Annotated in this window: 21 protein-coding genes; 12 read left to right on the forward strand and 9 right to left on the reverse strand. The window is 48.2% G+C overall.

Features of this window, described 5'->3' with window-relative positions:
• Nucleotides 1–19: 19 nt before the first annotated feature.
• Complete coding sequence (locus tag DXA74_RS04185) at nucleotides 20–730, forward strand: NAD-dependent deacylase (RefSeq protein ID WP_118525622.1); 711 nt, start codon at nucleotides 20–22, stop codon at nucleotides 728–730.
• 79 nt (nucleotides 731–809) lie between these two features.
• A complete protein-coding gene (gene rd, locus DXA74_RS04190) occupies nucleotides 810–974 on the forward strand; it encodes a rubredoxin (RefSeq protein ID WP_118525578.1) in 165 nt (54 codons plus the stop codon).
• A 260-nt stretch (nucleotides 975–1,234) separates the two neighbouring features.
• Here rd and DXA74_RS16285 read toward each other — a convergent pair whose 3' ends face one another.
• From DXA74_RS16285 to DXA74_RS04205, 4 genes are all read right to left on the reverse strand, one after another.
• The gene (locus tag DXA74_RS16285; RefSeq protein WP_158576014.1) at nucleotides 1,235–1,390 is read right to left on the reverse strand and encodes a hypothetical protein; all 156 of its coding nucleotides are present in this window, start codon (nucleotides 1,388–1,390) and stop codon (nucleotides 1,235–1,237) included.
• A 14-nt stretch (nucleotides 1,391–1,404) separates the two neighbouring features.
• Nucleotides 1,405–2,988 carry a chitobiase/beta-hexosaminidase C-terminal domain-containing protein gene (locus DXA74_RS04195; RefSeq protein WP_118525579.1) on the reverse strand — a complete coding sequence of 528 codons (1,584 nt, stop codon included), beginning with the start codon at nucleotides 2,986–2,988 and terminating at the stop codon, nucleotides 1,405–1,407.
• Nucleotides 2,989–3,014: 26 nt separating this feature from the next.
• Nucleotides 3,015–5,183 carry an endonuclease gene (locus DXA74_RS04200; RefSeq protein ID WP_118525580.1) on the reverse strand — a complete coding sequence of 723 codons (2,169 nt, stop codon included), beginning with the start codon at nucleotides 5,181–5,183 and terminating at the stop codon, nucleotides 3,015–3,017.
• A gap of 149 nt (nucleotides 5,184–5,332) precedes the next feature.
• Nucleotides 5,333–7,018, reverse strand: a complete 1,686-nt coding sequence (locus DXA74_RS04205; RefSeq protein ID WP_118525581.1) for a Na/Pi cotransporter family protein — start codon at nucleotides 7,016–7,018, stop codon at nucleotides 5,333–5,335.
• A 96-nt stretch (nucleotides 7,019–7,114) separates the two neighbouring features.
• Here DXA74_RS04205 and DXA74_RS04210 point away from each other — a divergent pair, with 96 nt between their 5' ends.
• Together DXA74_RS04210 and DXA74_RS04215 are read left to right on the forward strand one after the other, a co-directional pair.
• Nucleotides 7,115–8,767 carry a nucleoside kinase gene (locus DXA74_RS04210; protein ID WP_199666081.1) on the forward strand — a complete coding sequence of 551 codons (1,653 nt, stop codon included), beginning with the start codon at nucleotides 7,115–7,117 and terminating at the stop codon, nucleotides 8,765–8,767.
• 60 nt (nucleotides 8,768–8,827) lie between these two features.
• Entirely contained in the window at nucleotides 8,828–9,262 is a 435-nt protein-coding gene (locus DXA74_RS04215) for a Fur family transcriptional regulator (protein ID WP_118525583.1), read from the forward strand.
• Between the two features lie 67 nt (nucleotides 9,263–9,329).
• Here DXA74_RS04215 and DXA74_RS04220 read toward each other — a convergent pair whose 3' ends face one another.
• Genes DXA74_RS04220 through DXA74_RS04230 form a run of 3 tightly spaced genes read right to left on the reverse strand, consistent with a single transcriptional unit; the run spans nucleotide 9,330 to nucleotide 12,317 of the window.
• The gene (locus tag DXA74_RS04220; RefSeq protein WP_118525623.1) at nucleotides 9,330–10,325 is read right to left on the reverse strand and encodes a phosphatase PAP2 family protein; all 996 of its coding nucleotides are present in this window, start codon (nucleotides 10,323–10,325) and stop codon (nucleotides 9,330–9,332) included.
• Nucleotides 10,325–11,362, reverse strand: a complete 1,038-nt coding sequence (locus tag DXA74_RS04225) for an NAD(P)-dependent oxidoreductase (protein ID WP_199666083.1) — start codon at nucleotides 11,360–11,362, stop codon at nucleotides 10,325–10,327. The genes DXA74_RS04220 and DXA74_RS04225 overlap by 1 nt, the downstream gene beginning before the upstream one ends.
• Before the next feature lie 13 nt (nucleotides 11,363–11,375).
• Nucleotides 11,376–12,317, reverse strand: coding sequence for a cation diffusion facilitator family transporter (locus DXA74_RS04230; protein WP_118525585.1), 942 nt, complete (start codon nucleotides 12,315–12,317; stop codon nucleotides 11,376–11,378).
• 384 nt (nucleotides 12,318–12,701) lie between these two features.
• Between DXA74_RS04230 and DXA74_RS04235 the strand changes: the two genes are divergently transcribed.
• From DXA74_RS04235 to DXA74_RS04270, 8 genes are all read left to right on the forward strand, one after another.
• Nucleotides 12,702–13,553 (forward strand): SH3 domain-containing protein, encoded by an 852-nt coding sequence (locus tag DXA74_RS04235; protein ID WP_158576015.1) that lies wholly within the window; start codon nucleotides 12,702–12,704, stop codon nucleotides 13,551–13,553.
• 243 nt (nucleotides 13,554–13,796) lie between these two features.
• Nucleotides 13,797–16,019: a ribonuclease R gene (rnr, locus tag DXA74_RS04240; protein WP_118525587.1), complete on the forward strand. Its 2,223-nt coding sequence runs from the start codon at nucleotides 13,797–13,799 to the stop codon at nucleotides 16,017–16,019.
• Nucleotides 16,020–16,506: 487 nt separating this feature from the next.
• A complete protein-coding gene (rpoN, locus tag DXA74_RS04245) occupies nucleotides 16,507–18,015 on the forward strand; it encodes an RNA polymerase factor sigma-54 (protein WP_118525588.1) in 1,509 nt (502 codons plus the stop codon).
• The gene (locus tag DXA74_RS04250; protein ID WP_118525589.1) at nucleotides 18,012–18,647 is read left to right on the forward strand and encodes a hypothetical protein; all 636 of its coding nucleotides are present in this window, start codon (nucleotides 18,012–18,014) and stop codon (nucleotides 18,645–18,647) included. The genes rpoN and DXA74_RS04250 overlap by 4 nt, the downstream gene beginning before the upstream one ends.
• 35 nt (nucleotides 18,648–18,682) lie before the next feature.
• Nucleotides 18,683–19,189: a 5-(carboxyamino)imidazole ribonucleotide mutase gene (gene purE, locus DXA74_RS04255; protein ID WP_118525590.1), complete on the forward strand. Its 507-nt coding sequence runs from the start codon at nucleotides 18,683–18,685 to the stop codon at nucleotides 19,187–19,189.
• Nucleotides 19,190–19,193: 4 nt separating this feature from the next.
• On the forward strand, nucleotides 19,194–21,086 hold the full coding sequence (locus DXA74_RS04260; RefSeq protein WP_118525591.1) for a 4-hydroxy-3-methylbut-2-en-1-yl diphosphate synthase: 1,893 nt from the start codon (nucleotides 19,194–19,196) through the stop codon (nucleotides 21,084–21,086).
• Between the two features lie 3 nt (nucleotides 21,087–21,089).
• Nucleotides 21,090–22,577 (forward strand): cysteine--tRNA ligase, encoded by a 1,488-nt coding sequence (cysS, locus tag DXA74_RS04265; RefSeq protein ID WP_118525592.1) that lies wholly within the window; start codon nucleotides 21,090–21,092, stop codon nucleotides 22,575–22,577.
• A 101-nt stretch (nucleotides 22,578–22,678) separates the two neighbouring features.
• The gene (locus DXA74_RS04270; RefSeq protein ID WP_118525593.1) at nucleotides 22,679–23,629 is read left to right on the forward strand and encodes a DMT family transporter; all 951 of its coding nucleotides are present in this window, start codon (nucleotides 22,679–22,681) and stop codon (nucleotides 23,627–23,629) included.
• Between the two features lie 612 nt (nucleotides 23,630–24,241).
• On the opposite strand, the gene DXA74_RS04280 is transcribed toward DXA74_RS04270, so the two are convergent.
• Nucleotides 24,242–25,054, reverse strand: coding sequence for a DUF3108 domain-containing protein (locus DXA74_RS04280; RefSeq protein WP_118525595.1), 813 nt, complete (start codon nucleotides 25,052–25,054; stop codon nucleotides 24,242–24,244).
• A 12-nt stretch (nucleotides 25,055–25,066) separates the two neighbouring features.
• A complete protein-coding gene (locus tag DXA74_RS04285; protein ID WP_118525596.1) occupies nucleotides 25,067–26,983 on the reverse strand; it encodes an Ig-like domain-containing protein in 1,917 nt (638 codons plus the stop codon).
• Nucleotides 26,984–26,988: the final 5 nt, after the last annotated feature.

The raw sequence follows: 26,988 nt of genomic DNA on the forward strand, positions 1-26,988 counted from the left end.
ATACAATGTTTCTTACAGCATGAAAAAGATTGTCGTATTGACCGGAGCAGGCATGTCTGCCGAAAGCGGAATCACAACCTTTCGCGATTCCAATGGTTTGTGGGAACAGTTCCGGGTGGAGGATGTGGCTTCGATAGAAGGTTATGAACGCAACCCCCAGCTGGTGCTTCAGTTCTATAACGACCGCCGTCGGCAGCTGGCTGACGTGGAGCCTTGTGCGGGGCACAGACTGCTGGCCGAGATGGAAAGAGATTATCAAATGGTGATTGTGACGCAGAATGTGGATAATCTGCATGAGCGCGCCGGAAGCACGAATGTGATTCATCTGCATGGTGAACTGACGAAAGCCACTTCTTCACGTAATCCGAATGACGCGCGTTGTATTGTGGATATTCCGGTGGACCATGAGATCCGCTGGGGCGATCAGGCCAAGGACGGGTCGCAGTTGCGTCCGTTTATCGTGTGGTTTGGCGAGCCGGTACCGATGATAGAAAAGGCTATAGAGGAAGTGCAGACGGCTGATATATTCGTGATTATCGGAACTTCTCTGAATGTTTATCCGGCGGCCGGACTGATTCATTATGTTTCTCCTTCCGTTCCGGTATATCTGATTGATCCCAAGCCGGTAGAAACTCATGGAGCACGAGGCATTCAGTTTATTCAGAAAGGAGCCTCGGAAGGAGTAGCAGAACTGAAGGGCTTATTAAAGAATCTTAAATCTACTCTGTAATCAGTCCAAATGTGTATTTTATTTATTATACTTGCACCAGAGAATTAAATTAGAATATTGAAAATTAAAATTAAGTGAGATGAAGAAGTATATTTGTACAGTTTGTCAGTGGGTTTATGATCCAGTTGTAGGTGATCCGGATTCAGGTATTGCACCGGGAACTGCATTTGAGGATATTCCAGAAGATTGGGTTTGTCCTTTGTGCGGTGTGGGCAAGGATGACTTCGAGGTTTGCGAGGACTAATCCCCTTACATAAACACAGAAAAAGATAATCAGATGTGCATGACCGGAGTGTGATGCACATCTGTTTTTTTATGGGGTATGGAATCGGGTTCTGATGGCTGAAAAAAATCATCAGGATGATTTTGTAACTTCATTGAGATGAACGGAAAAAATGATCCCGATGAATTTTTTGTGTTATCATGGGATATAAAAAAACCGAACAGGCTCAGTCGTTGAGACGGGTCTGTTCGGTTTTTGAGTAAAAATGAGTCTGTAGAGTTTTATTCTCCCCACACATTAAAATCGCTTTCTTCGTTACCCAGCTGAGTTCCGTTGCTGACTTCATCGTTAAGTCCCAGAGAAGCGCTCAACAGCTGGCTTTCAGCTTCAACCTGCATCAACTCCATCTTGGGAGTCTGATAGATTCTTTTTTTCATAATGTCTATGATGTTTATTTGATAACTTTCTTTCCGTTTACAATATAAATGCCTTTCTTCAGACCGTTAAGTGCCTGATTCTCCAGAACCTGCTTACGTACCAGAATTCCGTCGATAGTATATACATTAACCAGTGCTTGTCCGTTTACAATCTGGTCAATGCCGGTTGTTCCGTCGCCTTCCAGACCAAAGCCTCTTGTGTTCTTGGCAATTTCGGTTGGAAGTGCCAGATAAGCCTTGTGGGCACCATTGGTAAATGCAGCACCGTTTTCGGCAGCCCAATAGAATCCCAGGTTCTCACCGTTGTTGTCGTAGGACAGCTTGTAGAACAAACAGTTTTCGCCTTCAGTAGTGGCTTCGGCAACAGAGCCTTTCAGCAGGTTTTCGGCAGGAGTCTTTGCCTCAGAATCATCTACAATATAAGAATAAGTACCTTCGTTTCCTTTCAACAGAACACCTGTGTTTGCCGGAACAATTTCTCCTTCTTTATATGCGCTCCAGTCTATAGTCAGAGTAGCATTTGCAGTTGACGCATTGGTTACGATACCGATCTCAACACCCGTTGGGACAACGAAGGCATGGTTTGCGTAGTAAGTGCTGTAACCGGCTTCTGTGATGTTCAGGTCGTAAAGACCAAATACTTGGCTGGTGCCTTTGATTCCGTTGTCTGTATCAAAATAGCGTTCTTTAGTACCATAGAAGGAAACTTCCTTACCGATGAAAGAACTGTTATCAACAATATTTACAGCATTTCGTAACGGGCCGGCTCCCAGTTGAACAGGAATGATGTCATCTCCTGTGCCTATCGCCCAATTGGAATTTATGGGTTTTGAAGCAATATTACCACCATTCTCATAAGAGCCTAAAATTGTTCCCGTAAACCATCCTTCTGTGCCAGCATTCAAATATTTGATATCGTTCAGAGTATATGGCTTTTCAAGGCTACCATTTCCCTCCAGAGTAATGAATGTATATGTAGCCTTAGTTACCGAACTTACCAAATCACCTTTGATGGCAACAGCCTTGATTGTTGTTGTTTTGTCAATGGTAATAGGTGAAGAATAAACTTCACCATTGTTCAGACTTGGTTCGGTATCGTCTGTTGTATATTTGATAATAGCACCTTCTTCTGCTGTTATGGTAAGTTCAAATGGATTTTGATAGATACCTTCTTCGGCAGATAATGAAGGTGAAGCTACATTTTCAGTATCCTCTCCATTGGTAAGAATGCGAATTTGAGAAACGGTTGCCTTTATGCAAGGGTTGATTTCTACGATGTTCTGTCCATTAGAACTGCTCCAGTTCATCTTTTCACCATTAGTAAATTCAATGGCTGTAATGAGTTCGTCGTTAGGAGCTGTAATTGTCAATATATTACCGGCATAGGTTCTTAAACCATCTGTCCAGATTCGTGCTGGTACATTGGCTGTACCATTTTCACCGACGAAGTGAAATCCCTGAATTGTAAAATCGCTACTTTCTTTGCCTTGGGCAATAAGTTCGCTTTTTGTAATAATGTATTCTGCTGCAAAAAGCACTTGAGCGCTAAAAAGCATCAGAAAACATGTAAGCGCCTTAAAGGACAATCTCGTTTTCATAATCTCAGAATTTAATATTAAACATTTTATTTCAATACTTTCTTTCCATTAATCAGATAGATACCGGCAGGCAGACCATCCAGCGCACCTCTTTCCTTTACCTGTTTTTTGAGCAGGGTGCCGCTGATTGAGTAAACGTTTACCCGTTTGTTTGTTGCATTTGCAGGCAGCTGAATGCCGGTAGATTTATCCAATGCAAAATAGTTGATGCCGCTTGCAGCAGCTTTCGGTACGGCCAAATAAGCCTTATGTGCTGAATTGGTGAATGCACCGCCGTTTTCTGCACCCCAATAGAAGCCGACAGGCTGGTCCACATCTGTTGACAGTTTGTAGAACAGACAGTCTGTTCCCTCTGTTTCGGCATCAGCAACACTTCCTTTCAACCAGTTGTTTGCAGGCTTTTCCGCATCTGTCTGACTGATTTTGCATACATAGTTTCCGGCTGCACCCTTAATAAGCACACCGGTTTCGCTCGGTACAACAGCTCCACCCTGATAATGCCAGTCTATAGTCACGTAATTGCCGGCAGTTTGTATGCCGTTTACTGTACCGGCCTGAAGGCCTGCCGGCAGATAGAATGGCTGGTCGCTGTAATAAGTGATGTAGCCGTTATGGTCAATCGTCAGGTTTACGGATTGTAATTTATAGAGGTTTACAGCTTTCTGCTGTGATTCGTAGCAGGCAAATCTTGGTGCTCCGGCATTATACTGGATGCTTCTGCTGCTATAGGCACAGTTGATGATCTGAGTACCTTCGTTGGTGATTTCAATATTCCATAAGGCATTTTCGCTGTTCTTGTCGGTTGTTGTGTGCAATTTATTGGCACTGCTGTTCAAAGACAGATAACACTGGGCCGTAGCATCGTAGAACGTATATTGGCCGGCGCTACCTCCCAATACAAAGGTGTAAGGTTGTCCGTTTCCATTTACTTCGGTATGAATCAATCCGTTGTCGAATCCAATCTCTCCATAGCTGCGGATATCTTTACCCTGTGCGCCCATGGCCACACTGAGTTCTTCGCACACGATGAGATATTGTGCCCCCGGAGTGAGGTCGGCTGTTGAGGTTACCGGTGAGAAGGTCCACAAACCGGATACGGAAGGAGTGTCGCCTCCATCATCTGAGATGGTATATGTGGCTGTTGCAGACTGGCTCTTTACACCATCCAACAGGGCATAGGCTGTGATGGTTGTGCTTTCGTTGATGGTCAGGTTAGCCGGATTGTTGACGGTCACCTCGGCACCGCCGTTTAAAGAGTATACAATCCGGGCTCCCGGAGTGCCGGTTGTAATCTGGATATTCGTGCCCTTGTTTACGGTGCCTGATGCCGGTGAGAACACCGGAGTCATCACCTGAGGATCTCCTCCTTGTCCGGAGCCGTCGTAATTTTCGGAATCGAAGATCACATCCATTTTCTCTCCCCAAATGTATTCTTCAAGGCCGGGATAGTCGATGAACGGATTGCGGTTTTTCTGCAATTTATATACTTCGTTGTTGCGGTCAATCTCTTTTTGGCTTACCGGGTCCTCTTCGGCCCAGCGCAACAACATGGTCACCGCCCAGTCGGTATAGGCGGGATATGCGTTTCCGGCCAGCATCGGACTGCTCCATTTGGCTATCTGGTTCTCGTAGCAGGTAGCCATATAGAAATAAGTTCGTGCAAAGTCGCCCTTATATTCGTCTGCCGGTTCAAATACGATACCGTTATAACCGGGAGTAGAAGAGGGGCCTAATTTGCTGAATCCTCCATTGGAAGTATAGGTCGGACTGTCTGTTTCGCCAAAGGGATAGTTGCTGCGACGGCCGTTTACATAGCCGTCTGTAGGATAGAGATGGAACAAGTCTGTGTACATAGGGCGGGCATCATTGAACCAGCTCTTGGGGAAGGAATGTTCGCGATTGTATACATCGCCTTCTTTAGAGTACTGACCAGCCTGATCGGCTCCGAACACAAAGTTGGTGCTCGAAGAATACATGTCCCAAACTTTTCCGTCAGCTCTTTTGTCGGTTGTCTTGAAGGCATTCCAAAGGGCGTCATAACTCAATGCGGTGTGTGCATTGATCACCTTGTAGAGGGCGGTTTTCAAACTGGCGCCACAATAGCCGTCGGCTGCACTGTAGTAGCCGCTTGGAATCTGAGCAAATAATTGAAAGAGTACACTTTGCAGTGTGAGCAATACCAAAAAACGTTTCATTTCTTTTAATTAGGTCTATTGTTGTTGTAAATTTATGAAATATAGAAACATCCTGTATCCTTGCCAAACAGGATTTTTGCCGAATGGTCGTTTTTCCAAGAAAAAACAGATCTTGAAACAGCAATGTAATGCAGATGACAAGAAACGGACTAATTGGGATGTCCTGCCGATTCTATTTTGGCCTCGATGATATTTTGGATGTATTCGCCGATCTTCTCGCATTCGTTGATAATATCCAGATATAAAGTGCCCAGATGGTAAGAGTACTCGTGATTGTTGATATCCACGGCATTCTGGTTGCGCAACTGCTTCTTGAAATTCTTGATTTCCTGATTGATGAAGAAGATGGTGCGTCCCTCGGCCAACGGGCGGCGCATTGAGGTGATGCGCTTCATCTCTTCAAGGGCCTGTTCTGTGAGCAGGAACAGCTGGTGCAGATGGTTCTGCTGCTTGGTGGTGAACTGTTCCTTGCCGTGATACTTATGGCCGATGACCCGCGATATGATATAGCAGGAGTCGGCAATACTTTCAAGTTCGGAAACTTCGCGGAGCATGCAGCGAATCTGATTCTTTGTTTTTGAACTGAGCAGGTCGTTGCTGACTTCGCCCAAATAGTCTGCAATTTCTTCTTCAAGCTCATCACTGGAGCATTCTAGTTTCTTGATCTTCAGATAAATGTCCTGAAATTCCTGATTCTTGTTTACGGTGAGCAGATAGCGCACTTGGGTGAACATACGGTGGGTAAGGTCGGCAAAATTGCTGACCTCCTTCTGGGCTTCCAGAACCGATAACTCCGGAGTGGCTAGCAGTCCGCCTGTGATGTAACGCAGCTCGCCTTCTTCTTCATCGCTCTTGGCCTGAGGAACCAAAGTGGCACTGATACGTTCCAGTGGTTTTACCAGCCAAATGAACAGAAGTACGTTCAGTAAATTAAAACTGGTATGGAAGGCAGCAAGAACATAAGCCGGCATGTTGCGGTCGGCAGAACTCTGTCCGGAAGTCATGGGAGTGGCCTGGTTTAGTAAATCTGTTGTGAAAGGGAAGATTGCAAAGACCCAGGCAATACCCGAAAGGTTGAATATCAGCTGTGCAGCCGCTACACGGCGGGCAGTGATATTGGCCGAATGAGCGGACTTGCAGGTGATGATGGCACGGCCCAGATTCTCGCCCAAAACAAGGGCAATACCCGAAGGAATGGAAAGCAGACCGGTGGAGCAGAGAATCATGCTGCTGGCCATCAAGGCAGCCGAAGACTGGATCAGAAGAATGAGCACCGCACCGATGAGCAGCAGAATCAGATAAGAGAGATAGCCTTCATTAAAGGTACTGAAGAAGGATACTAAAGCAGCATTATGGCTCAGCTCCATGTTGTCTGCAAATTCGCAGAGCAGGCGTAACCCCAGAAACATAAAGCACACACCAAACAACGATTCGCCCAGAGAACGGAAATTGCGGGTGTTGACCAGCCAGATGGCAACACAGAAAAAGACAAAGATGTAGTAGCTGATGGCAAAATTAAATTCTGCTGCCATAAGCCAGGCAATAAGTGTGTTGCCGATGCTCGCACCCATGATGATGGACAGGCCTTGTATGAAAGTAAGCATTCCGGCATGGACAAAACCGATGGTCATGACCGAGGTGGCCGATCCCGATTGAATCACGGCAGTAATAAGAGCTCCCGAAATCAGCGAGGTGAAACGGTTTGTGGTGAGTGTGTCCAAAATGCGGCGCAATTGGTTACCGGCCATTTTCTGAAGGCTTTCGCCCAACAGCTTCATGCCATACATAAGTAATCCCAGGCAACCTAAAAGCTTTAAAAATGCTAAAATCATCATCCCATTCTGTTTTTGTCTGTGCGTAATTTCTTTTTCTCCACAGCATTCTGTACATTTAGCAATGTATGAACCTAATCATGATGAATTATGGAAAGGATGCTGCAAATACGTTGCAAAAATAATAAAAAAAAGGTGGATGTACCCATCGGATGCAATCTTTTGGATGTGTATCATATCTTAAATCTTCAGATGCCTTATGGGCCGGTAAGCGCCAAGGTAAACAATAAGGTGGAGGGGCTGCATTACCGTCTGTTCAATAATAAGGATATTGAGTTCCTGGACGTGAGATCGGCTTCCGGTATGCGAACTTATACACGTTCTCTGTTTTTCCTGCTGGTCAAGGCGGTGGAAGATACCTTCCCGGGATGCCAGTTGCGCATTGCGGCACCGATAGCACGCGGATATTATTGCAAACTGCGCATGGAGCGTGAGGTGACAGCCGAGGATGTGCTCCTGATTCGTGAACGCATGAGGCAGATTGTAAAAGAGGATATTCCGTTTCATAGAATGCAGTGTCCCACGGAGGATGCAATTGATCTCTTCCGGAAAAAGGGAATGCTCAGCAAGGTAAAACTGCTGGAGAGCGTGGGAAGCCTGTATACTCATTACTATAAGTTGGGCGATTCCATTGATTATTTCTATGGCTCTTTGCTGACTCATACCGGAGGCCTGCGGGTCTTTGATCTGATTCCTTACCATGATGGCTGTCTGTTGCGCGTGCCGTCTATGAAAGATCCGGATAAACTGGAGGATATGGTGAACCAACAGAAGTTGTTGGATATTTTCGACGAGCATCACACTTGGCAGGATATTGTGGGAATCAGTACGGTGGGCGATTTTAACCGTGCCTGTATCGACGGACATGCCACGGACTTGATCAACGTGTCGGAGGCTTTGCAAGAAAAGAAGATTGCGCGTATTGCCGATGAAATCAATTCCCGAAAAGGTGTGCGCATTGTGCTTATTGCTGGCCCTTCTTCCAGTGGAAAGACAACTTTCAGCAAGCGTCTGGCCATTCAGCTGATGGCATGCGGACTCAAACCTTATCCGGTGTCTTTGGATGATTATTTCGTGGATCGGGAAAAAACACCGAAGGACGAGAATGGGGAATATGACTTTGAATCACTCTATGCCTTGAATCTGGATCTTTTCAACGCACACATGAAGGAACTGCTGGCCGGTAATGAGATTGTTCTGCCCAAGTATAATTTTCAGGCCGGAAGAAGCGAGACGAGCGGAAAAGTCCTGAAGCTGGAGGATAATATGATTCTGATTCTGGAAGGAATTCATGCGTTGAATCCGGAGCTTCTGCCGCAAATAGAAGAGGCGTGCAAATATAAGATTTATGTATCGGCCATCACCACCATTATGCTGGATGACCACAATTACATTCCGACAACAGATAACCGTTTGCTGCGACGCATCGTGCGTGATTTCAAGTATCGGGGCTGTTCGGCTTTGGATACCATAAGACGGTGGCCCAGTGTTCAGGCCGGTGAGAACAAATGGATTTATCCTTATCAGGAACACGCCGATATCATGTTCAACAGTGCCCTGCTGTTTGAGTTGGCAGTGATTCGGGATCAGGCAATTCCGCTCCTCGAACAAGTGCCGGAAAATGTATCGGAATATTCAGAGGCTTACCGCTTGAGGAAATTCCTGAGATACTTTGTTTCCATGCCTTCCTCACAGATTCCTCCGACGTCTCTGCTGCGTGAATTTTTGGGTGGAAGTTCCTTCCAGTATTGATTTTGCAATCCGATTGTACGGATTTTGTGGTATATTTGCCTTTTTAAGGACAATGATTTTATGAAAAAGCATGATTTGCATTCAGAAAATATCGAAGAGAGAATGTGCTCCCGCGGAGTAAAGCCCACAGCTGTACGCCTTCTGGTTTTTGCCGCCCTGCAAAAGGCGGCCCGTCCGATGTCGGTGGCTGATTTGGAGGAATACCTGCAAACAGTAGACAAATCTACCATATTTCGTGCGCTGACCCTGTTCCTGGAACATCATCTGATCCATGGAATCGAAGATGGCAGCGGGGCTGTGAAATATGAATTATGCCACGGAGAATGGGATTGTTCGGTGCGCGACATGCATCTGCACTTTTTTTGTGAATGTTGCCATCGTACGTTCTGTTTCAAGGATATGCCGATACCCGAAGTGAATTTGCCCGAGGGGTTTGTGATGAATGGAGTGAATTTTGTCATTAAAGGGCTGTGCCCGGAATGTGCGGTAAAATAAAAGGAATCGGATTCTCCGGAGGAGGTTTTTGTACCTCCGGGGAATCCGATTCCTTTTTCTGATATATTTATGGGATGTGCAGATAGCGTACCTGATCCTGCCAACTGGCCTTTTTGTAAATGTATTGCGTCAGGAAATACACCGGGAAGGCGGTGATGAATCCGGTGATGGCGTCAATGACATAATGAGCCTGGATATATACCGTAGCTCCGTAAAGGAGCAAGGATATGGGCAACAGGCAGAATCCCAATCGGCGTGACTCTTTGAATGCCAGAATCAGCAGAATCGTGGTGATGCTGACGTGGGAGCTGGGAAAGGCTGCTGTGGGATATTCACCCATGTCCTGAGCATTTTTCACCAGTCCGAAGAAGAAGCCGTTCGGGTCGCCCGGTGGCGGAAACATGTCGGTGTGGTACTTGAAATAATTACCCATTTCGGGGAATATTCCGATTTTTGCCCATTCATAGCCGATAGCCTGAAAATAATATTGTGGACCGGCCACGGGTATCAGAATGTAGATAATGTAATAGATGAAGAAAGAACACATGATGATGAATGAGGCTTCTTCGTATTTCTGATACTTATAGACAAAATAAAACACCGTGACTACCAGAATCATAGGATAATAAGAAAAATATCCTAAATTGAATGCTTCGCTGAAAATGGCCTGCGGACAGAGCTTGCCGAAAAGCAGCGATGGCTGGCAATGGAACAGACTTTGCTCGATGCGGGCAAAAATATGGTCCATATTGTCGAAATGACAATTGAAACTGTAGGTTTCGGGATACCAGAAGTTCAGCAGGATCATCTGGAAGGTGATTCTCAGAAACTTCAGTGCCTTATAAGGAAAGCGCTTATACAGAAGCAGCAGGATTGTGGTAACCAGTAGAATCATGACACGTCCTTCGATCATGCTCCAGGGATCAGCCATGTCTTTCCATAGTGCGAGGATCAGAATTGTTGTCAGGAAGGAGTAGACAAGACCGAGTTTCTCTATCAGCAGGAACCCCGGTCTGATTTGGTCTGTATCTTCTTTCTCCAGAAATCTTTTCCAGGCATTCATCATAACCATCCCTCCTTTTTATACCAGGCGATGGTTCGTTTGACTCCTTCGGCCAGCAACACACGGGGCTGGTATCCGATTTCTTTTCGGGCCGGTTCGATGTCGCACTGCCAGTTTCTCTGGCACAGAATATGGAATTTGTCTCCGTTCAGGGTGCTGGTCTTGCCGGTGCACTTGCTGATTGATTCGCTGATGCTGCAAATGATTTTCAGAAGGAATATCGGTGCCTTGATGCGGAGCAGCCATTTTATGCCCAGTTCCTTTTGAATGAGATCGCTGAAATCCTGACTGTGATACACCTGTCCGTCGCTGATAAAATAGGCACGTTGCGTAACTCCGGCATTGATGGCACAGAAAATGGCATCGACCAGATCCTGCACATAGACAAATGTAATTTCCTGAGGACGGTAACCGACGGCGAAGTCAGAGTGCTGCTTGATGCTTTGTGCCATCAGGAAATAGTCTTTCTCGCGCGGTCCGTACACTCCGGTAGGGCGGAGAATGACATAGGGAAATCCCGGAATGTTCTTGATGTATTCTTCAGCTTTGAGTTTGCTTTGTCCGTAGGCTGTATTGGGAGAAGGGGTGTCTTCTTCGCGGATCGGCGCATAAATCCACGGCGAGTTGCCCGACTGTTGCACCGGAGTTTCGCGTATGGCTCCGTAAACACTGAGCGAACTGACAAACACAAACTGCTTGGGCACCATATCCAATTTGCGCAAAGTATCTACAAAAATGCGGGTTCCGTCGAAGTTGGTCCTGAAGAAATCTTCCTTATTCAGGCATTTGGTTGCACCGGCAGCATGGACAATATAGTCCCAGTTGCCGTTGGCTGCTTTGTGGGCAGCCAGTTGTGCTTCCAGTTTTTCCGGATTGTTGAAGTCCAGCTCTATGAAATGAATGTGTGGGTCCTTTAGATATTTTTTGCTGCTGGAGTGGCGGATTCCGGCCCAGACCTGATAGCCTTGTTTCAGTCCTTCTTCTACAATGAAGCTGCCGATGAAGCCACTCGCTCCGGTAATTAGTATATTCATGATGTCTTTGTTTGTATTATTTTTCAGATGATGAGCATGCCGGACATTCGTTCGGATAAACACCGTTTACCTTGATGGGCTCGGTATGGATGCCTACATGAGTGTTCGGACCGAATCGCTCCTTCAGTTTGCGTTCCACGGCTGAGGCTTTGCAATGCGCTTCGTACAATGGAATATTTCCGTCCATGCGGATATGCATTTCGATGGCATACTCATTTCCGATTCTTCGAGTCCTCAGATTATGGATTTCGCAGATGTCGGGCACTTGCATGGCTGTGTTGATAATCTCTTCTTCCACGTCGTCGGGAAGAGAGCGTTCCGTCAGTTCGTCCACACTGCTCTTCAGCAGGCTGAGAGATACTTTCATGATGAAGAAACTGACGATGGCAGCGGCCAAGGGATCCAGTATGTGCCATTGATTGCCCAATAATATGGCTCCTCCGATACCCAGTGCGGTACCGATAGAAGAGAAGGCATCGCTTCTGTGGTGCCAGGCGTTGGCGATGACAGCCTGGGAGTTGACTTTCTGTCCCACATATTTGGTCATTTGGAAAGCTAGCTCTTTCAGTACGATGGAGAGGATGGCAGCCCAGAATGCCAGCATGCCAGGAGCTTCAATGTCTCCTCCCTGCAACACGAAGAATATTTTCTGCAGGCTGGTCCACAGAATGCCGATTCCGATGGCAAGCAGCGCCGCTCCGATGATGGCAGTAGCCAAGGTTTCATATTTTCCGTGTCCGTAATCATGCCCTTTGTCTTTGGGCTTGCTGGACATGCGTACAAATACCATCACAATCAGGTCGGTGACGAAATCAGACAGGGAGTGGATGGCATCGGCCACCATAGCCGCACTGTGTCCCCAAATGCCGGCGGCAAATTTAAAAACAACCAGAAACAAGTTGATAGCCCCACCTATCAGGGTAATCTCATAAATGCGTTTTGTTCTATCTTTCTGCATCGTAATTTCTTTTAATCAACCCGAACATTCCGATATATTTTGTTGGTTGTCTGTTGTTTTACCTTATATCCAAATGTTCCGGATTTACAGTTGAACGATATTCAGACATTAATTCTTTTAGGGAGAGCAAAAGTAGGGATTTTAGATGATATGAACAAAAAAAATGTGTGTTGTCCCTTGCAGATGGTTTTCATGTAGGAAAGAAGAAGGAAATAGGCCGTTGTCACTGGTTCTTCGGGGGGAGATTTTATGATTTTTTAGGTAGTATTTCTTTGTAACAAGTTTTTTCTTATTAAAAACAACCTTGCTTTTCTTGTAAGATATTTATTTTTGGTGTACTTTTGTAAAATAATATTAATGAGTAGAATCAAAACAAAAGAACCTATGAAGAAGATGAAGTTTATTTCGTGTCTCGTTTTGCTGATGTTGGCAATTCCACAAACCGGAAACGCACAGTTTTTGAAAAAATTGGGAAAGGCTCTGGAAACAGTAAATCAGACGTTGGAAACTATTAATCAGACGCTTGACCCTGAGAAGAAAACACAGCAGGCCGCAGAAAAAGTTGTTGAAGAGAAAAAGGCAGAAGCTACACAGGCTGTAACCAATGTGGTGAACAATGCAACACAGACCGTGGCCGCCAAAGTGGCTGAATATGTAGCGCCGGAATTTCTGGTACGCATTTCTGGAAATAAGGTGAATGTCCGTAAAACTCCGACTACCAGTGGAGAAGTGGTGACACAGGCCGGAGCCGGAACTTTGTATGAATTTGTGTCAGAACAAGACGGTTGGTTTGAAGTAAAAGTGCCGGGAAGCGCAGAAAACTGTTACGTTTCTGCCACAGTTGCTGCAAAAGTAGCACTGGCTACTGTACCGCGTACCGATAAGGGAATCGTGAAAGCTGCGGGTACAGATTTGATTTATCAGAAAACTGTAAACACATCAAAATACAGTTTGATAACCAATTATACCATTACTCAGGGAAGTCAGGCTGGAGAAGTAGAGGCTTATTATAATGAACATGGTGCTTACGCCGATGGAAGATTTATTCCAGCCGAAGAATATTATATGAAGGGAAAGCAGTTGGGCTGGTGTATCGTCCTTGATCAAATGCAAAACACGTTCAGCGAAGAGTGGGAGAAAATGGAAAGTCCAATTGTGATTTATGCCGCCGATGCAACCGGTCGAAAGGTTGTCATTGCAGGAGAGACATATACTCTGACTCGCGAGAGCTACTAAAGACCTAATTCCAGTTACAAGATATTAAGGAGGAGCATTCCGAAAGTTTCCGAGAAACTTCAGAATGCTCCTCCTTTCTTTTTTCTGGCGGATACGAAACTTCTAGGTGACGGGGGCCGGATGCCTTCTTTTAAAGATACTGAAATTCAAAAATAAAGTACTCCTTTTTGAGTCGTGATATCCATAATTTTGCTTTATTTGCATAAAAGAAAAAATAGGAACAACCTCTAAAAAGAAAGAAACATGGGAAAATCACAGAAAAAAGGAGGCAAGCGCCTCAAGAAGAAAGAACTGGCAAAGATGCTGATTGATCTTTTCCAGAACAACCCGTCGGAGGTTTACGATGTGAAGACAATTTTCCGCCTGCTGAAGCTTGATACCCATCCGGCAAAGATGCTTTGTATGGATGTGCTCGAGGAAATGGCTCTGGATGATTATATCGTAGAAAAGGAAAAACTGAAATATCGCCTGAACACGTTCGGACAGGTGCTCGAAGGTGTTTTCCGTCGCAAGGCGAATGGCAAGAATGCATTCATTCCTGACGGAGGCGGCGAACCGATTCTGGTGGCCGAGCGCAATTCGGCGCATGCCATGGATGGCGACCGCGTGAAGGCCACTTTGCTGGCCCGCCGCAAGCATCATGTGCGCGAGGCGCAGGTGACGGAAATTCTGAAACGCAGCAGCAAGAATTTTGTGGGTACTCTCAAGGTAAGCAAGGATTATGCGTTTCTGCTGACCGAGGACCGTACGCTGGCCAATGATATTTTCATTCCGAAAGGTGCTCTGAAGGGTGGAAAATCCGGTGACAAGGCTGTTGTAACGATTACCGAATGGCCGGATAATGCCAAGAATCCGATAGGAAAGGTTCTTGATATTCTGGGAAAGAGCGGCGAGAACAACACTGAGATGCATGCCATTCTGGCCGAATACGGTTTGCCGTATTCTTATCCGGAAGAAGTGGAGAAGGCGGCCGACCGGATTGATCCGGGAATCACGCCCGAAGAGATTGCCCGCCGTGAGGATATGCGCGGTATCACGACATTTACCATCGACCCGAGAGATGCCAAGGACTTTGACGATGCCTTGTCTATCCGCAGTCTCTCTGATGGTTTGTGGGAGATCGGTGTGCATATTGCCGACGTGTCACACTATGTGCAGGAAGGAAGCATTATCGACAAGGAGGCCGTGAAGCGTGCCACCAGTATCTATCTGGTAGACCGCACCATCCCGATGCTGCCCGAGCGCCTGTGTAACTTTATCTGTTCTTTGCGCCCGAACGAGGAGAAACTGGCTTACAGTGTGATCTTCAAGATGGACGATCAGGCAGAGATCAAGAGCTGGCATCTGGCACATACCGTCATCAAGAGCGACCGCCGCTTTACTTATGAAGAGGTGCAGGATTTGCTGGAAAAGAACCAGGAAGCTTCGCCCGAGGATTATCGTATGCCGGGCGACCATAAGGTGCCGCCATTGGACCCGAATGCCCTGCCTGTGGAGAATTTCAAGGACGAACTGATCACGCTGAACCGTCTGGCCAAGAAATTGCGCAGCAAGCGCTTTGCCAACGGAGCCATTGACTTTGACCGTAATGAGGTGCGCTTTGAGATTGACGAGAAAGGAAAGCCGCTGAGCGTATATTTCAAGGTGGCCAAGGATGCCAACAAACTGGTGGAGGAATTTATGTTGCTGGCCAACCGTACTGTGGCCGAGAGCATCGGAAAGGTGCCTAAAAACAAAACCGCCAAGACATTCCCGTATCGAATCCATGATCTGCCCGATCCGGCCAAGCTGATGAATCTGAGCGAGTTTATCGTGAAATTCGGATATAAGCTGAAAACCAGCGGAACCAAGGCCGAGGTGAGCCGCGGATTGAACAAACTGTTGGAGGAAGTGCGGGGCAAGAAGGAGCAGAATCTGATCGAAACCGTTTCTTTGCGCGCCATGATGAAAGCCCGTTACAGCACCCATAATATCGGTCACTACGGACTGGCTTTTGACTATTACACGCACTTTACTTCGCCTATCCGTCGTTATCCCGACGTGATGGTGCACCGCCTGCTGACCCGTTATGCCGATGGCGGACGGAGTGCCAACCGCGACAAGTACGAGGAACTGTGTGAGCACAGCAGCGAGATGGAGCAGCTGGCAGCCAGTGCCGAGCGTGCAAGCATCAAGTACAAGCAGGTAGAGTTTATGAGCGACAAGTTGGGCGAAGTCTTCGAAGGAACCATCAGTGGCGTAACCGAGTTCGGACTCTATGTAGAGGTCAATGAGAACAAGTGCGAGGGTATGGTGCCTTTGCGCGATCTGGACGATGATTACTATGAGTTTGACGAGAAGAACTACTGCCTGTGGGGCCGCAAATACCACCATCGCTACTCTTTGGGCGATCAGGTGAAGATTCAGGTTGCCCGTGCCAATTTGGATAAAAAGCAGTTGGATTTTGCGTTGGTAAAAGAAAAATAAGGATTTCTTGGATAGAAGTCTGTAATAAATCGGAGGGGGATGTCGGTATGAGGCATCCCCCTCTTCTTGTTTTTTATCGCCTTTGCCGCTGGGTGTTCATTCAGGAACATCCCTCTGTTGGTGCAGGCAGAAGAAAGAAACGGAACTGTATCTTTTTGTTTGACTATATGATTGATTCTCCGCTGTTTATCTACATGAAAAAAGACGGCGCTGATCCATGAAAAAAATCATGCTGATGAACTTTTGAAATCATTACGATGATTTTGGAAAATCATGCTGATGTTTTTTCGGGGAAGTCAGGATGCAAGTCTTCTTTCTTCGTTTTTTTCCGTGCAGGCATAACCCGCGTCTGTCCGGTTTTATGCAGATTCAGATTAACAGAATGTTTATTTTTCTTTGAATTTCTTTTTTCGGAATTGCGCAACGCGAGTGAATTAAAATAGTTATCTTTGCAATTGGATATTAAAGTTTTGACAGATCATACGATATGGCACAGAAAATCATTCAAACGCAATCCCTGCAACAAACACAGACCCTTTCGCCGCAACAAGTGCTTCAGGTGCGCCTGTTGGAAATGCCTGTGTCTGAACTGGAGCAGCGGGTGAAGAATGAAATTATAGAAAACGGAGCGTTGGAAGAAGGCGACCACTTTTCGGAAACAGACGATTCCTACAATGCCGATACTCAGGAGGATGCTTACGAATCTGGCGAAGGAGGCATGGAGGCCTATTCCGATCTGGTGTCCGCGCCCAGCAAGGAACTGAAGGACGCTCTGGGCGATTACCGCAACTCGGACGAGGTGCCCGATTATCTGTTGAAGAACTATCCGCAGAACGATACGATGGAAGCCATTGACTACAGCGACACCATCTCCTTCTACGAACAGATGAAAGAGCAGATGAACGAGTGCGAACTCACCGAAAAGCAGAAAATGCTGATGGAGTATCTCATCGGTTCACTCGAGAACGACGGCCTGCTGAAGAAACCGCTTTCCACTTTGGCCGATGAGCTGGAAGTGTATCACAACGAGCCCACCACGGTGGAAGAACTGGAACAGGTGCTCCGCATCCTGCAGGAATTTGAACCTGCCGGTATCGGTGCCCGCAGCCTGCAGGAATGCTTGCAGATACAGATCCGGCGCGACGAACGCTTTCACACACCGCTCAAACAGAAGGAGTATCGCATCGTAAGTCAGTTTTATGACGAGTTCACCCACAAGCGGTGGGACAAGATTCAGCAGCGCATGAAGCTCACCGATCAGGAAGTGGAGCTGCTTCAGAAGGAAATCCGGAAACTGAATCCGCGTCCCGGCAGCTCTATGGGCGAGGTAGTGGGGCATAACTACCAGCAGGTGGTGCCCGACTTTATTGTGGAGACGGACGACGACGGTACCATTACCATGACACTGAATCAGGGTGATGTGCCGGAACTGAAAATCAGTGATTCGTTTCTCGACATCCTGCGGCAGTATGATCAGGGACGGCAGAAAATGAGCCGCTCTGAAAAGGATGCCTTGCTTTATACCAAACAGAAGATCGAAAAGGCACAGATCTTCATCGACGCCATCCGGCAGCGCCGGCATACGCTGACGGTGACCATGCAGGCCATCATTGACTTGCAGCGCCCCTTCTTCCTCGAAGGAGACGAGATGCTGCTCAAACCCATGATTCTGAAGGATGTGGCTGAGCGCACGGGACTGGACATTTCAACCATATCGCGTGTGAGCAACAGCAAATATGTGCAGACCAATTACGGCATTTATCCGCTCAAATGGTTCTTCAGCGACGGCTATACCACCGAAGACGGTCAGGAGATAGCCACCCGCAAGATACAGAATGCCCTGAAAGAAATCATCGAAAACGAAGACAAGAAAAAACCATTGAGCGATGAAACCCTGACCCAAATGTTGAATCAGAAAGGTTTCCCCATTGCGCGCCGCACGGTGGCCAAATACCGTGAACAGCTGGGAATCCCCGTTGCAAGATTAAGAAAATGAGTGATAAACAGATTATTCTGATAGCCCGGTTCTTTTCCGGACTGTTCCGTCCTTTTTACATGCCATTGATCAGTTTTCTGGCTTTGTTTGTGTTCACCTATCTGAATGTCCTGCCCTTCAGCTATAAGTTGAGCGTGCTGGCGCTGGTCTACTGTCTGACCATCCTGCTGCCCCAACTGCTGATTTTCTCCTATCGGAGCATGAAAGGCTGGCAGGCGGTGCATTTGCGCCGGAGAGAACATCGTGTAGTTCCCTACATCTTGTCCATCTTTTCTTATCTCACCTGCCTGTATGTGCTCAACGAACTGCACATGCCCCGTTACATGGGCGGCATCATCGTTTCGGCCCTGCTGATACAGATTTCGTGTGCCGTGGTGAACATCTGGTGGAAGGTGAGCACCCATTCGGCAGCTATGGGCGGACTGATTGGCGGATTGCTGGCCTTTTCGCTGCTGTTTATGTTCAATCCGGTGTACTGGTTGTGCCTGGCGGTTCTGTTGGCCGGTGTCGTGGGCAGTTGTCGCATGCTGCTGCGTCAGCATTCTTTGGGCCAGGTGCTTGTGGGCACACTCATCGGCATTATCTTTGGCTTTTGGGGAATCCTGTTGCCTTTCCCCAGCATTTTACATTGATTCATTCGTAAACAAACATATTAAAACAAATTTATATGAAACCAGTTGTAAGTATTATTATGGGCAGTACGTCCGATCTTCCGGTGATGGAGAAGGCTGCTAAGTTTTTTGATGAGATGCAGGTTCCTTTTGAGATGAACGCTTTGTCGGCTCACCGCACACCGGACGAGGTGGAGGCCTTTGCCAAAGGCGCGGCTGCACGTGGCGTGAAAGTGATTATCGCCGGTGCCGGTATGGCTGCCGCTCTTCCTGGAGTAATTGCCGCCAGCACTACTTTGCCGGTTATCGGAGTGCCTATCAAGGGAATGCTCGACGGACTGGATGCCATGCTGTCAATCATTCAGATGCCTCCCGGAATCCCGGTGGCTACTGTAGGAGTAAACGGTGCACAGAATGCCGGAATCCTGGCAGTGGAGATGCTGGCACTGGCCGATGAGGCACTGGCTGCCCGTCTGGCCGAATATAAGAACAGCCTGAAGAACAAAATCGTAAAGGCCAATGCCGAACTGGCTGAGGTGAAATATCAGTTTAAGTGTAATTGATTCTATGGACTTGTTTGATTATCAGCGTAGAGAGACCTGCGAGGTGCAGATCGGCAGTACGCCTCTTGGCGGACAGAACCCGATACGGGTGCAGAGCATGACCAATACGGTTACTCTGGACACTGAGGCTTGCGTGGCTCAGACACTCCGCATCGCTCAGGCAGGCGGCGAGTATGTGCGCCTGACTACACAGGGAGTGCGCGAGGCTGAGAATCTGAAGAATATCAATGCCGGAGTGCGTGCTGCAGGATGTAACGTGCCTTTGGTAGCCGACGTGCATTTCAATCCCCGTGTGGCCGATGTGGCTGCGGAATATGCCGAGAAGGTGCGCATCAATCCGGGTAATTACGTGGATTCTGCCCGAACCTTCAAGCAGTTGACTTATACCGACGAGGAATATGCGGCCGAGATCCGTAAGATTGAGGAGCGCTTTGTGCCGTTTCTGGATATCTGCCGTCGGAACCATACTGCTATCCGTATCGGAGTGAACCACGGTTCGCTGAGCGACCGTATCATGAGCCGCTACGGAGACACGCCCGAAGGTATTGTGGAGAGTTGCATGGAGTTCCTGCGTATCTGTGTGAAGCAGGACTTCAAGGATGTGGTAATTTCCATAAAGGCCAGCAACACGGTGGTGATGGTGCAGAGCGTGCGTCTGCTCGTGCAGGTGATGGAGCAGGAGGGAATGAATTTCCCGATCCACTTGGGAGTGACCGAAGCCGGTGACGGCGAGGACGGACGCATCAAGAGTGCTGTGGGAATCGGTGCCTTGCTGGCCGACGGTATCGGCGACACGATCCGTGTGTCTTTGAGTGAGGCGCCCGAGAACGAGATTCCTGTAGCCCGTAAGTTGGTCGATTATGTGGTGCAGCGTCAGGGACATATCATGGTGCCGGGTATAGCCGCCGAGGATTTCAATTACGTACACCCCGTGCGTCGCATCACCCGCGCCGTAGGCAATATCGGTGGCGATCAGGTGCCTGTTGTGGTGGCCGACCGTATGGATTTGCAGGCTGCCGGAACATTGGCTTCCCATCAGTCAGCTCCCGATTTCCTGCCCGACTATATCTATTGCGGACAGAATCTGCCTGAAAAGGAGCATCGTGAGCCGACGGCTTACATCGTGGATGCCGACTGCTGGACCGGCGAGGAGAATACTTATCCTGCCTTCCCGTACAACATGCTGCCGTTCATGGGACAGTGTCCTGCCAAACTGAAATTCCTTTTCCTGAGCTATGCCGCTCTGACCGAGGAGGTGCGTGCCTGCTTGAAATACCATCCTGAGGTGGTGATCATCGCGCAGAGCAATCACAAAAACCGTCTGGCTGAATTCCGTGCCCTGATTCACGAACTGACGCGCAACGGACTGCAGAATCCGGTCATCGTGTTCCAGCACTATGCACACAGTCAGGAAGAGAAAGAAGACTTCCAGATAGAGAGTGCAGTCGATATGGGCGCTCTGCTCTTTGATGGTCTGTGCGACGGAATCTATCTCTACAACAACGGCTCGCTGTCGCATCAGGACATTGATGCCACGGCATTCTCCATTTTGCAGGCTGCCCGTCAGCGCACCAGCAAGACGGAATATATTTCCTGTCCGGGCTGCGGACGTACGCTTTACGACCTGCAGGACACACTGGCCCGTGTGAAAGCCGCCACAGCGCATCTCAAGGGATTGAAGATTGCCGTGATGGGCTGTATCGTAAACGGTCCCGGAGAAATGGCCGATGCCGACTACGGATATGTGGGAGCGGCCCGTGGAAAGGTGAGTCTCTACAAGAAAAAAGAATGTATCGAAAAGAATATTCCGGCCGAAGAAGCGGTGGAAAAACTCCTCCGTCTGATTCGGGAGAACGGCGACGATCCGGAATATAACGCTAATAAAGAAAATCTATAAACAATGGAACAGAAATTATTTGTTTACAATACCCTTTCGCGCAAGAAAGAAGAATTCAAGCCCATCACACCGGGACGCGTCGGCATGTACGTGTGCGGACCGACCGTATATGGCGATGCCCATCTGGGACACGCCCGTCCGGCGATTACTTTTGACGTGTTGTTCCGCTACTTGCAGCATATCGGTTACAAGGTTCGCTATGTGCGCAACATTACGGATGTGGGACATCTGGAGCACGACGCAGATGAGGGCGAGGACAAGATTGCCAAGAAGGCCCGTCTGGAGCAGCTGGAGCCTATGGAGGTGGCTCAGTATTACACCAACCGCTTCCACGATGCCATGGCAGCGCTGAACGTGCTTCCGCCGAGTATCGAGCCGCATGCTACCGGACACATCATCGAGCAGATTCAGCTGGTGAAGGAAATCATCGACAACGGTTATGCTTACGAGAGCGAGGGCAGTGTGTATTTCGATGTACCCAAATATAACAAGGTTTACCGTTACGGCAAACTCTCCGGACGTAATCTGGAAGATGTGATCAATAATTCACGTGAGCTGGACGGAGTCAGTGAGAAGCACAATCAGGTGGACTTTGCCCTTTGGAAGTCTGCCCAGCCGCAGCACATCATGCGCTGGCCGAGTCCGTGGAGCGACGGTTTCCCGGGATGGCACTGTGAGTGTACGGCTATGGGCCGCAAATATCTGGGCAATCACTTCGACATTCACGGAGGAGGTATGGACTTGATCTTCCCGCACCATGAGTGTGAGATTGCACAGGCTGTGGCCAGTCAGGGCAGCGACATGGTGAACTACTGGATGCACAATAACATGATTACCATCAACGGACAGAAGATGGGTAAGAGTCTGGGCAACTTCATTACACTGGCTCAGTTCTTCAGCGGAGAGCACATCAGCCTGGCACAGGCTTATTCGCCGATGACCATCCGTTTCTTTATTCTTCAGGCACACTACCGCAGTACGGTAGATTTCAGCAACGAGGCTCTGCAGGCTAGCGAAAAGGGTCTGTCTCGTCTGATGGAGGGTATGAAGAATCTGAAGCAGATCACTCCGGCAAGCGCTCCGGGCAGTGTGACCATGGATTACGTGAAGGAGATTGAAAACAAGTGTTACGAGGCCATGAACGATGACCTGAACACTCCGATTGTCATCAGCCATCTGTTTGATGTATGCCGTGTGCTCAATACGGTTGTGGACAAGAAAGCCACCATCGACGCTCCGACACTGGAAGCACTGACCAAGGTGTTCCATACCTTTGCTCTGGATATTCTGGGACTGAAGGAAGAAGTGGGCAGCAATAGTGGTCGTGAAGAAGCTTTCGGTAAGGTTGTGGATATGCTGCTGGAGCAGCGCATGATTGCCAAAGCCAACAAAGACTGGGCTACCAGCGACAAGATTCGCGACAGTCTGGCCGAGCTCGGATTCGAAGTGAAAGATACGAAGGACGGTTTCTCCTGGAAACTGAACAAGTAAATATTTTACTGTGCCGCCCCGATGAGCCGAAAGAATCATCGGGGCGTTTTTTATATCTATGATTGAAAAACTGACACTTAATATTTAAAAAAGACCGTAAAATGATTCGCAAAGACAATTCTACCTGGAAAGGATATTTGTGCGGCATTATCGCTGCCGCTACCTATGGCATGAATCCTTTGTTTGCCTTGCCTCTTTATAAAGACGGAATGGACACCGATTCTGTATTGTTTTTCCGTTATCTGTTTGCCAGTATCATTATCGGACTGATGATAAAGGCCCGCGGACGGAACTTCCGGGTGAGCCGGAAGGATGTTACCCCGCTGCTGGTGATGGGTTTCCTTTGTGCCTTTTCATCGCTTGCCCTGTTTGTGAGCTATTCTTATATGGAAGCCGGAATTGCCTCGACCATCCTCTTTGTCTATCCCATCTTTGTGGCAGTGATCATGGCCCTTTTCTTTAAGGAAAGACTGACTCTGCTCACCGTGTTCTGCATTCTGCTTGCTTTGGGTGGTATTGCCTTGCTCTATAAAGGCGAGAACGGTGCTACCTTGAGTACTACCGGCATAGGCTTTGTCATGGCTTCCGCGTTGGCGTATGCCATTTATATCGTAGGGGTGAACCAGTCACGTCTGCGGCAGATGCCTACCGTAAAACTTACGTTTTATGTCATTCTTCTGGGCACCTTCCTGTTTCTGGGACGCCTGTTGTGGAAGGGAGAAATCATTCTTCCCACACAGTGGTATCTGTGGGGAAATATTGTGGCGCTTGCCGCTCTTCCTACTGCCATTTCGTTCATGGCAACGACCAAAGCCATCCAGTATATCGGCTCCACGCCTACGGCCATTCTTGGAGCCCTGGAACCGGTTACGGCCATCTTCTTCGGAGTGCTGGTATTCGGTGAAGTTCTCACGCCGCGTCTGTGTACGGGCATTCTGCTAATTCTGATTGCCGTGACTCTGATTATTGCCGGCGGAAGCTTTTCTGCCGTGTTGCTCCGTTTCAGAAAACTTTTTCCGAAACTCAGACGTAACCGGAACAAGGCATCGTGATTCCCTGCTCGGGATTGGGCGTTGGAGAACTTCCTCTGCTTTGTCTTCTTACAAAATGACACTTTGACCAGAAGGGATGGCGAGATTCCGCTTTTCCGGACAAGGAGCATGGGAGTGGGAAAAAATGGAACTCTCAACGGCTTCATTTCGGGTTATTCTTCACTTTTTCAGATCAGTACGTGCAAAAAACGGAGTCTTCAGACAGTTGAATCTGGAGCGATGAGGCTGCGGAAAACCCGCATTTGGGGCATCCGGACACTTCATGCTGACGGTTGGAGAGAAACATTCTGATGTTTTCAGAAGAACAACACGATACTTTTTCAGAATCTCCGTGGTCATCCGGAAAGGATTACCACGGAGATTTTTGTATATAATCTGCATATATGCGTCTGCCAACCCTTTTTGCATGTATATTTATGCAGAAATATCTCCAGAATGATTTTTTGAAATAAAGGCTTTGTCAGCAGAATCCGGAAAAAACGGATATTCTGAAAGGAGAATCCCGCTTGAAGACGTCACACTGTTCTGCTGCACGGATACAAAAAAAGCATCCCGAAGCTGTCGTCTGTCAGGCGATAGCTTCGGGATGCCTTGAGAATTATTTCCTGTTTCTTACTTCTTGATGATGGAGGACATCGGGTTCTTCACTCCCTTGTATCCGGTCAGGAAAGCCTTGGCCGAACCGAAGTTCAGATACATGTCCAGGCGTACGGGCAAGTGGTTCTCGTCGTCGGTAACGTAGAAGGTGATGACTTCCTTTTCCTTGTTGTCCTTATATTCCACGAATGAGAACACCATGCATCGGTAAGTGACTCCGGTATTTTCCATCTCGAAGTTCTTCTTGCCCCGATAGATCAGTGTCTCCTGTTTCACATCATCACCATCGGCCATCAGGAATTTGATTTTCTGGTTCACCTTATAACCTTCGGTTTTGAAGGAGCGCGCCTTCAGCAGCATGCTGAGCATGTCATACACACACTCGGGACTTCTTTTGTCTTGTACGGTCACCTTATGCTCGGCATTCTTGTAGCGCTGGTGAATCAGAGTGTGCTCGTTCTTATAGTCATACCACACCTCGTCCACCTTGTAGCGTTTGCCCTCCAGGGCTCCCTTGCGGAAGTAGTAGGGCACGATGGAGTGGTCCACGATGCTGACCAGCGTGTCGCGCATCACAAAGAATTTGTCGGCACGCTTGCTGCCTCGGGTAATCAGGTGGCAGCGGTAGGCATCTTTTCCCTTATAGCGCGTGTTGGAAATGTCCATGCTGGCATTTCCCACCTTAATCCAAACGAACTTCCAGTTGAAATACAAATCGTAAGTCAACACTTCGCCGGCCTTGAAAGCCGTGTTCTTTACCGGGCATTGGCCCATGACAGAACTTATGCACAGCAGCATAAGGCTGATCCAGACAAAAGATCTTCTCATAATTTTATCTGTTTATCGGTTATAGTTTTGGTTTCTACGGAGAATCTTTTTCTCCTGATCCGGTTTTTGCTTGGTGATTTCCGGAGCTTTCTGTTTGGTGAGCGGGATGCTGGTCGGATTCCATTCCTGCTCAATCTCCATACGCACTTTCACGGGGATGGGCTTGGGGAAGTAATACATCGGCTCGGGTTGCAGTCCTTCGTCATAGTTTCCGGTGTCCCACACACCGTTGCCATTCACGTCGATGAATGCCCGCACGTAATAAGTTGCCGGTTGCAGATAGAAGAAATCGGCCCGGTTCTTTACGGTTTGTATGGATCGGTAGATGCGTCCCGATGCGTCGAGCAGTTGCACTACGGCCTGTGTGTCGGGAATGGCCAGATGGATGAACAGGGCGCCGAAACTCTCCAGCGGACTGATTTTGACGCTGCATTCCACCTTGTTGCTCTCTGTGCCGAAGATGTCGGTAAAGGCGGCCGTGTCGGCCACAAACTTATATTCCTTTCCCGGTTCCCATTCGGCATAAAGCCGGAAGCTGCGCACCTGTCCCTCTACGGGCAGGAACAGATAAGGTTCGTCCACCCAAAGCGTATCCACTTTCCTTTGGAAGGAGAAAAGCGTGGTGTCCACCCGCTCAATCGGTTGTCCGAAAGTGATGGTTACATTCTGGTTCGGAGCCATGCTGCCGAAGCTGGACAGTTGGGCGGTCATATACGACTTCAGGAAAGGATTCTCTTTCTTGGTGGCCATGCCCTTTTTCCGGAGGCGTTCGTTGTCCTTCTCCCATTTTTCTATTTTCTCCTTCAGTTCCTTTTCAATCCGCTCTCGGCTTTTCTTGGCGGCCAGCTCCTGGGAGTCCGTACGCAGAACGAGCTGTCCCAGAGTGTCGGTGTCGAGATAAGTGAGCGAGAACTTCAGGGTGTCCAGATTGGCTGTCAGAGTATCTTTAATCCAATAAGTCAGCGTGTCCTTGTGCTCGGACGCTTCCAGCAGGAAGGCGGTTTCCGGATTGAAGTTGAATCCCTTGATGACGGGGAGCGTGTCCGATGGTGCCGTGAAATACACGGTAAAGCGGTTGGGCACGGGGCGCTCTATCTTGAGCAAGTGCAAGTCCTGTCCGGCTTCTTTAAAGGCACGCAACACAATGTCGTTGGGGAGAAACTTGGTGTAGGGCACATAACGGATGGAATCAATATGAGTGGAATCGTGCCACACGGTGTCGTTCCGCACGTCCGGAGTGCTGTAAGGCACCACAACGGTGGTGTCGAAAGCAATCTGTTCGCTTTTCTGGTTAAACAGAAAGTCGCCGTCGGCATCCTGCAAGGCAAAGATGTGATAACGTCCGGGAGCAATACCCTTGATGTTGAAGAAGCCGCTTCCATTGGTACGTGCCACGCGCAGAAACGGTTTGGTACGCAGGGCCTTTTCGTCCGTTTCGCGGTGCAGTCCCACAAGGATTCCCTTTATCGGTTCCAGATCCTCGGCATTCAGCACATTTCCAGACACTTCCATCGTGTCAATCTCACTTCCTGTTGAGAAGGAGTAGGTGTACTGTCCCATAGGATTACCCTCGTTGTTGTCCACAATCGCATCGCCAAAGTCGATGGTATAAGTGGTGTTGGGCTGCAAAGAGTCGAACAGCTCGATATCGATTCGCTTGCCTTCCGTACGGATTTCGGGCATCTCCTTTTGTGGCGGAGATACGACAATCTTTTCGGAGGCATTCTCCAGTTTGATATATTCGTCAAAGAGCAAGGAGATGCGCTTCTGCTTGTTGTTGGTGGTTTTGTTGTCCGGATTGCTGCGCACTACCTTGGGCGGCGTTTCGTCGTAGGGACCTCCCTGAGGATTTCCCATGCTGGCGCAGGCGTAAACCAGAATGGTGAGTATGGCGAAGCACAGAGCTTTGGTAATTTTCTTTTTCTGCATTTCTG

The sequence above is a fragment of the Bacteroides sp. OF04-15BH genome (genome assembly GCF_003477995.1).
Taxonomy (GTDB): Bacteria; Bacteroidota; Bacteroidia; order Bacteroidales; family Bacteroidaceae; genus Paraprevotella.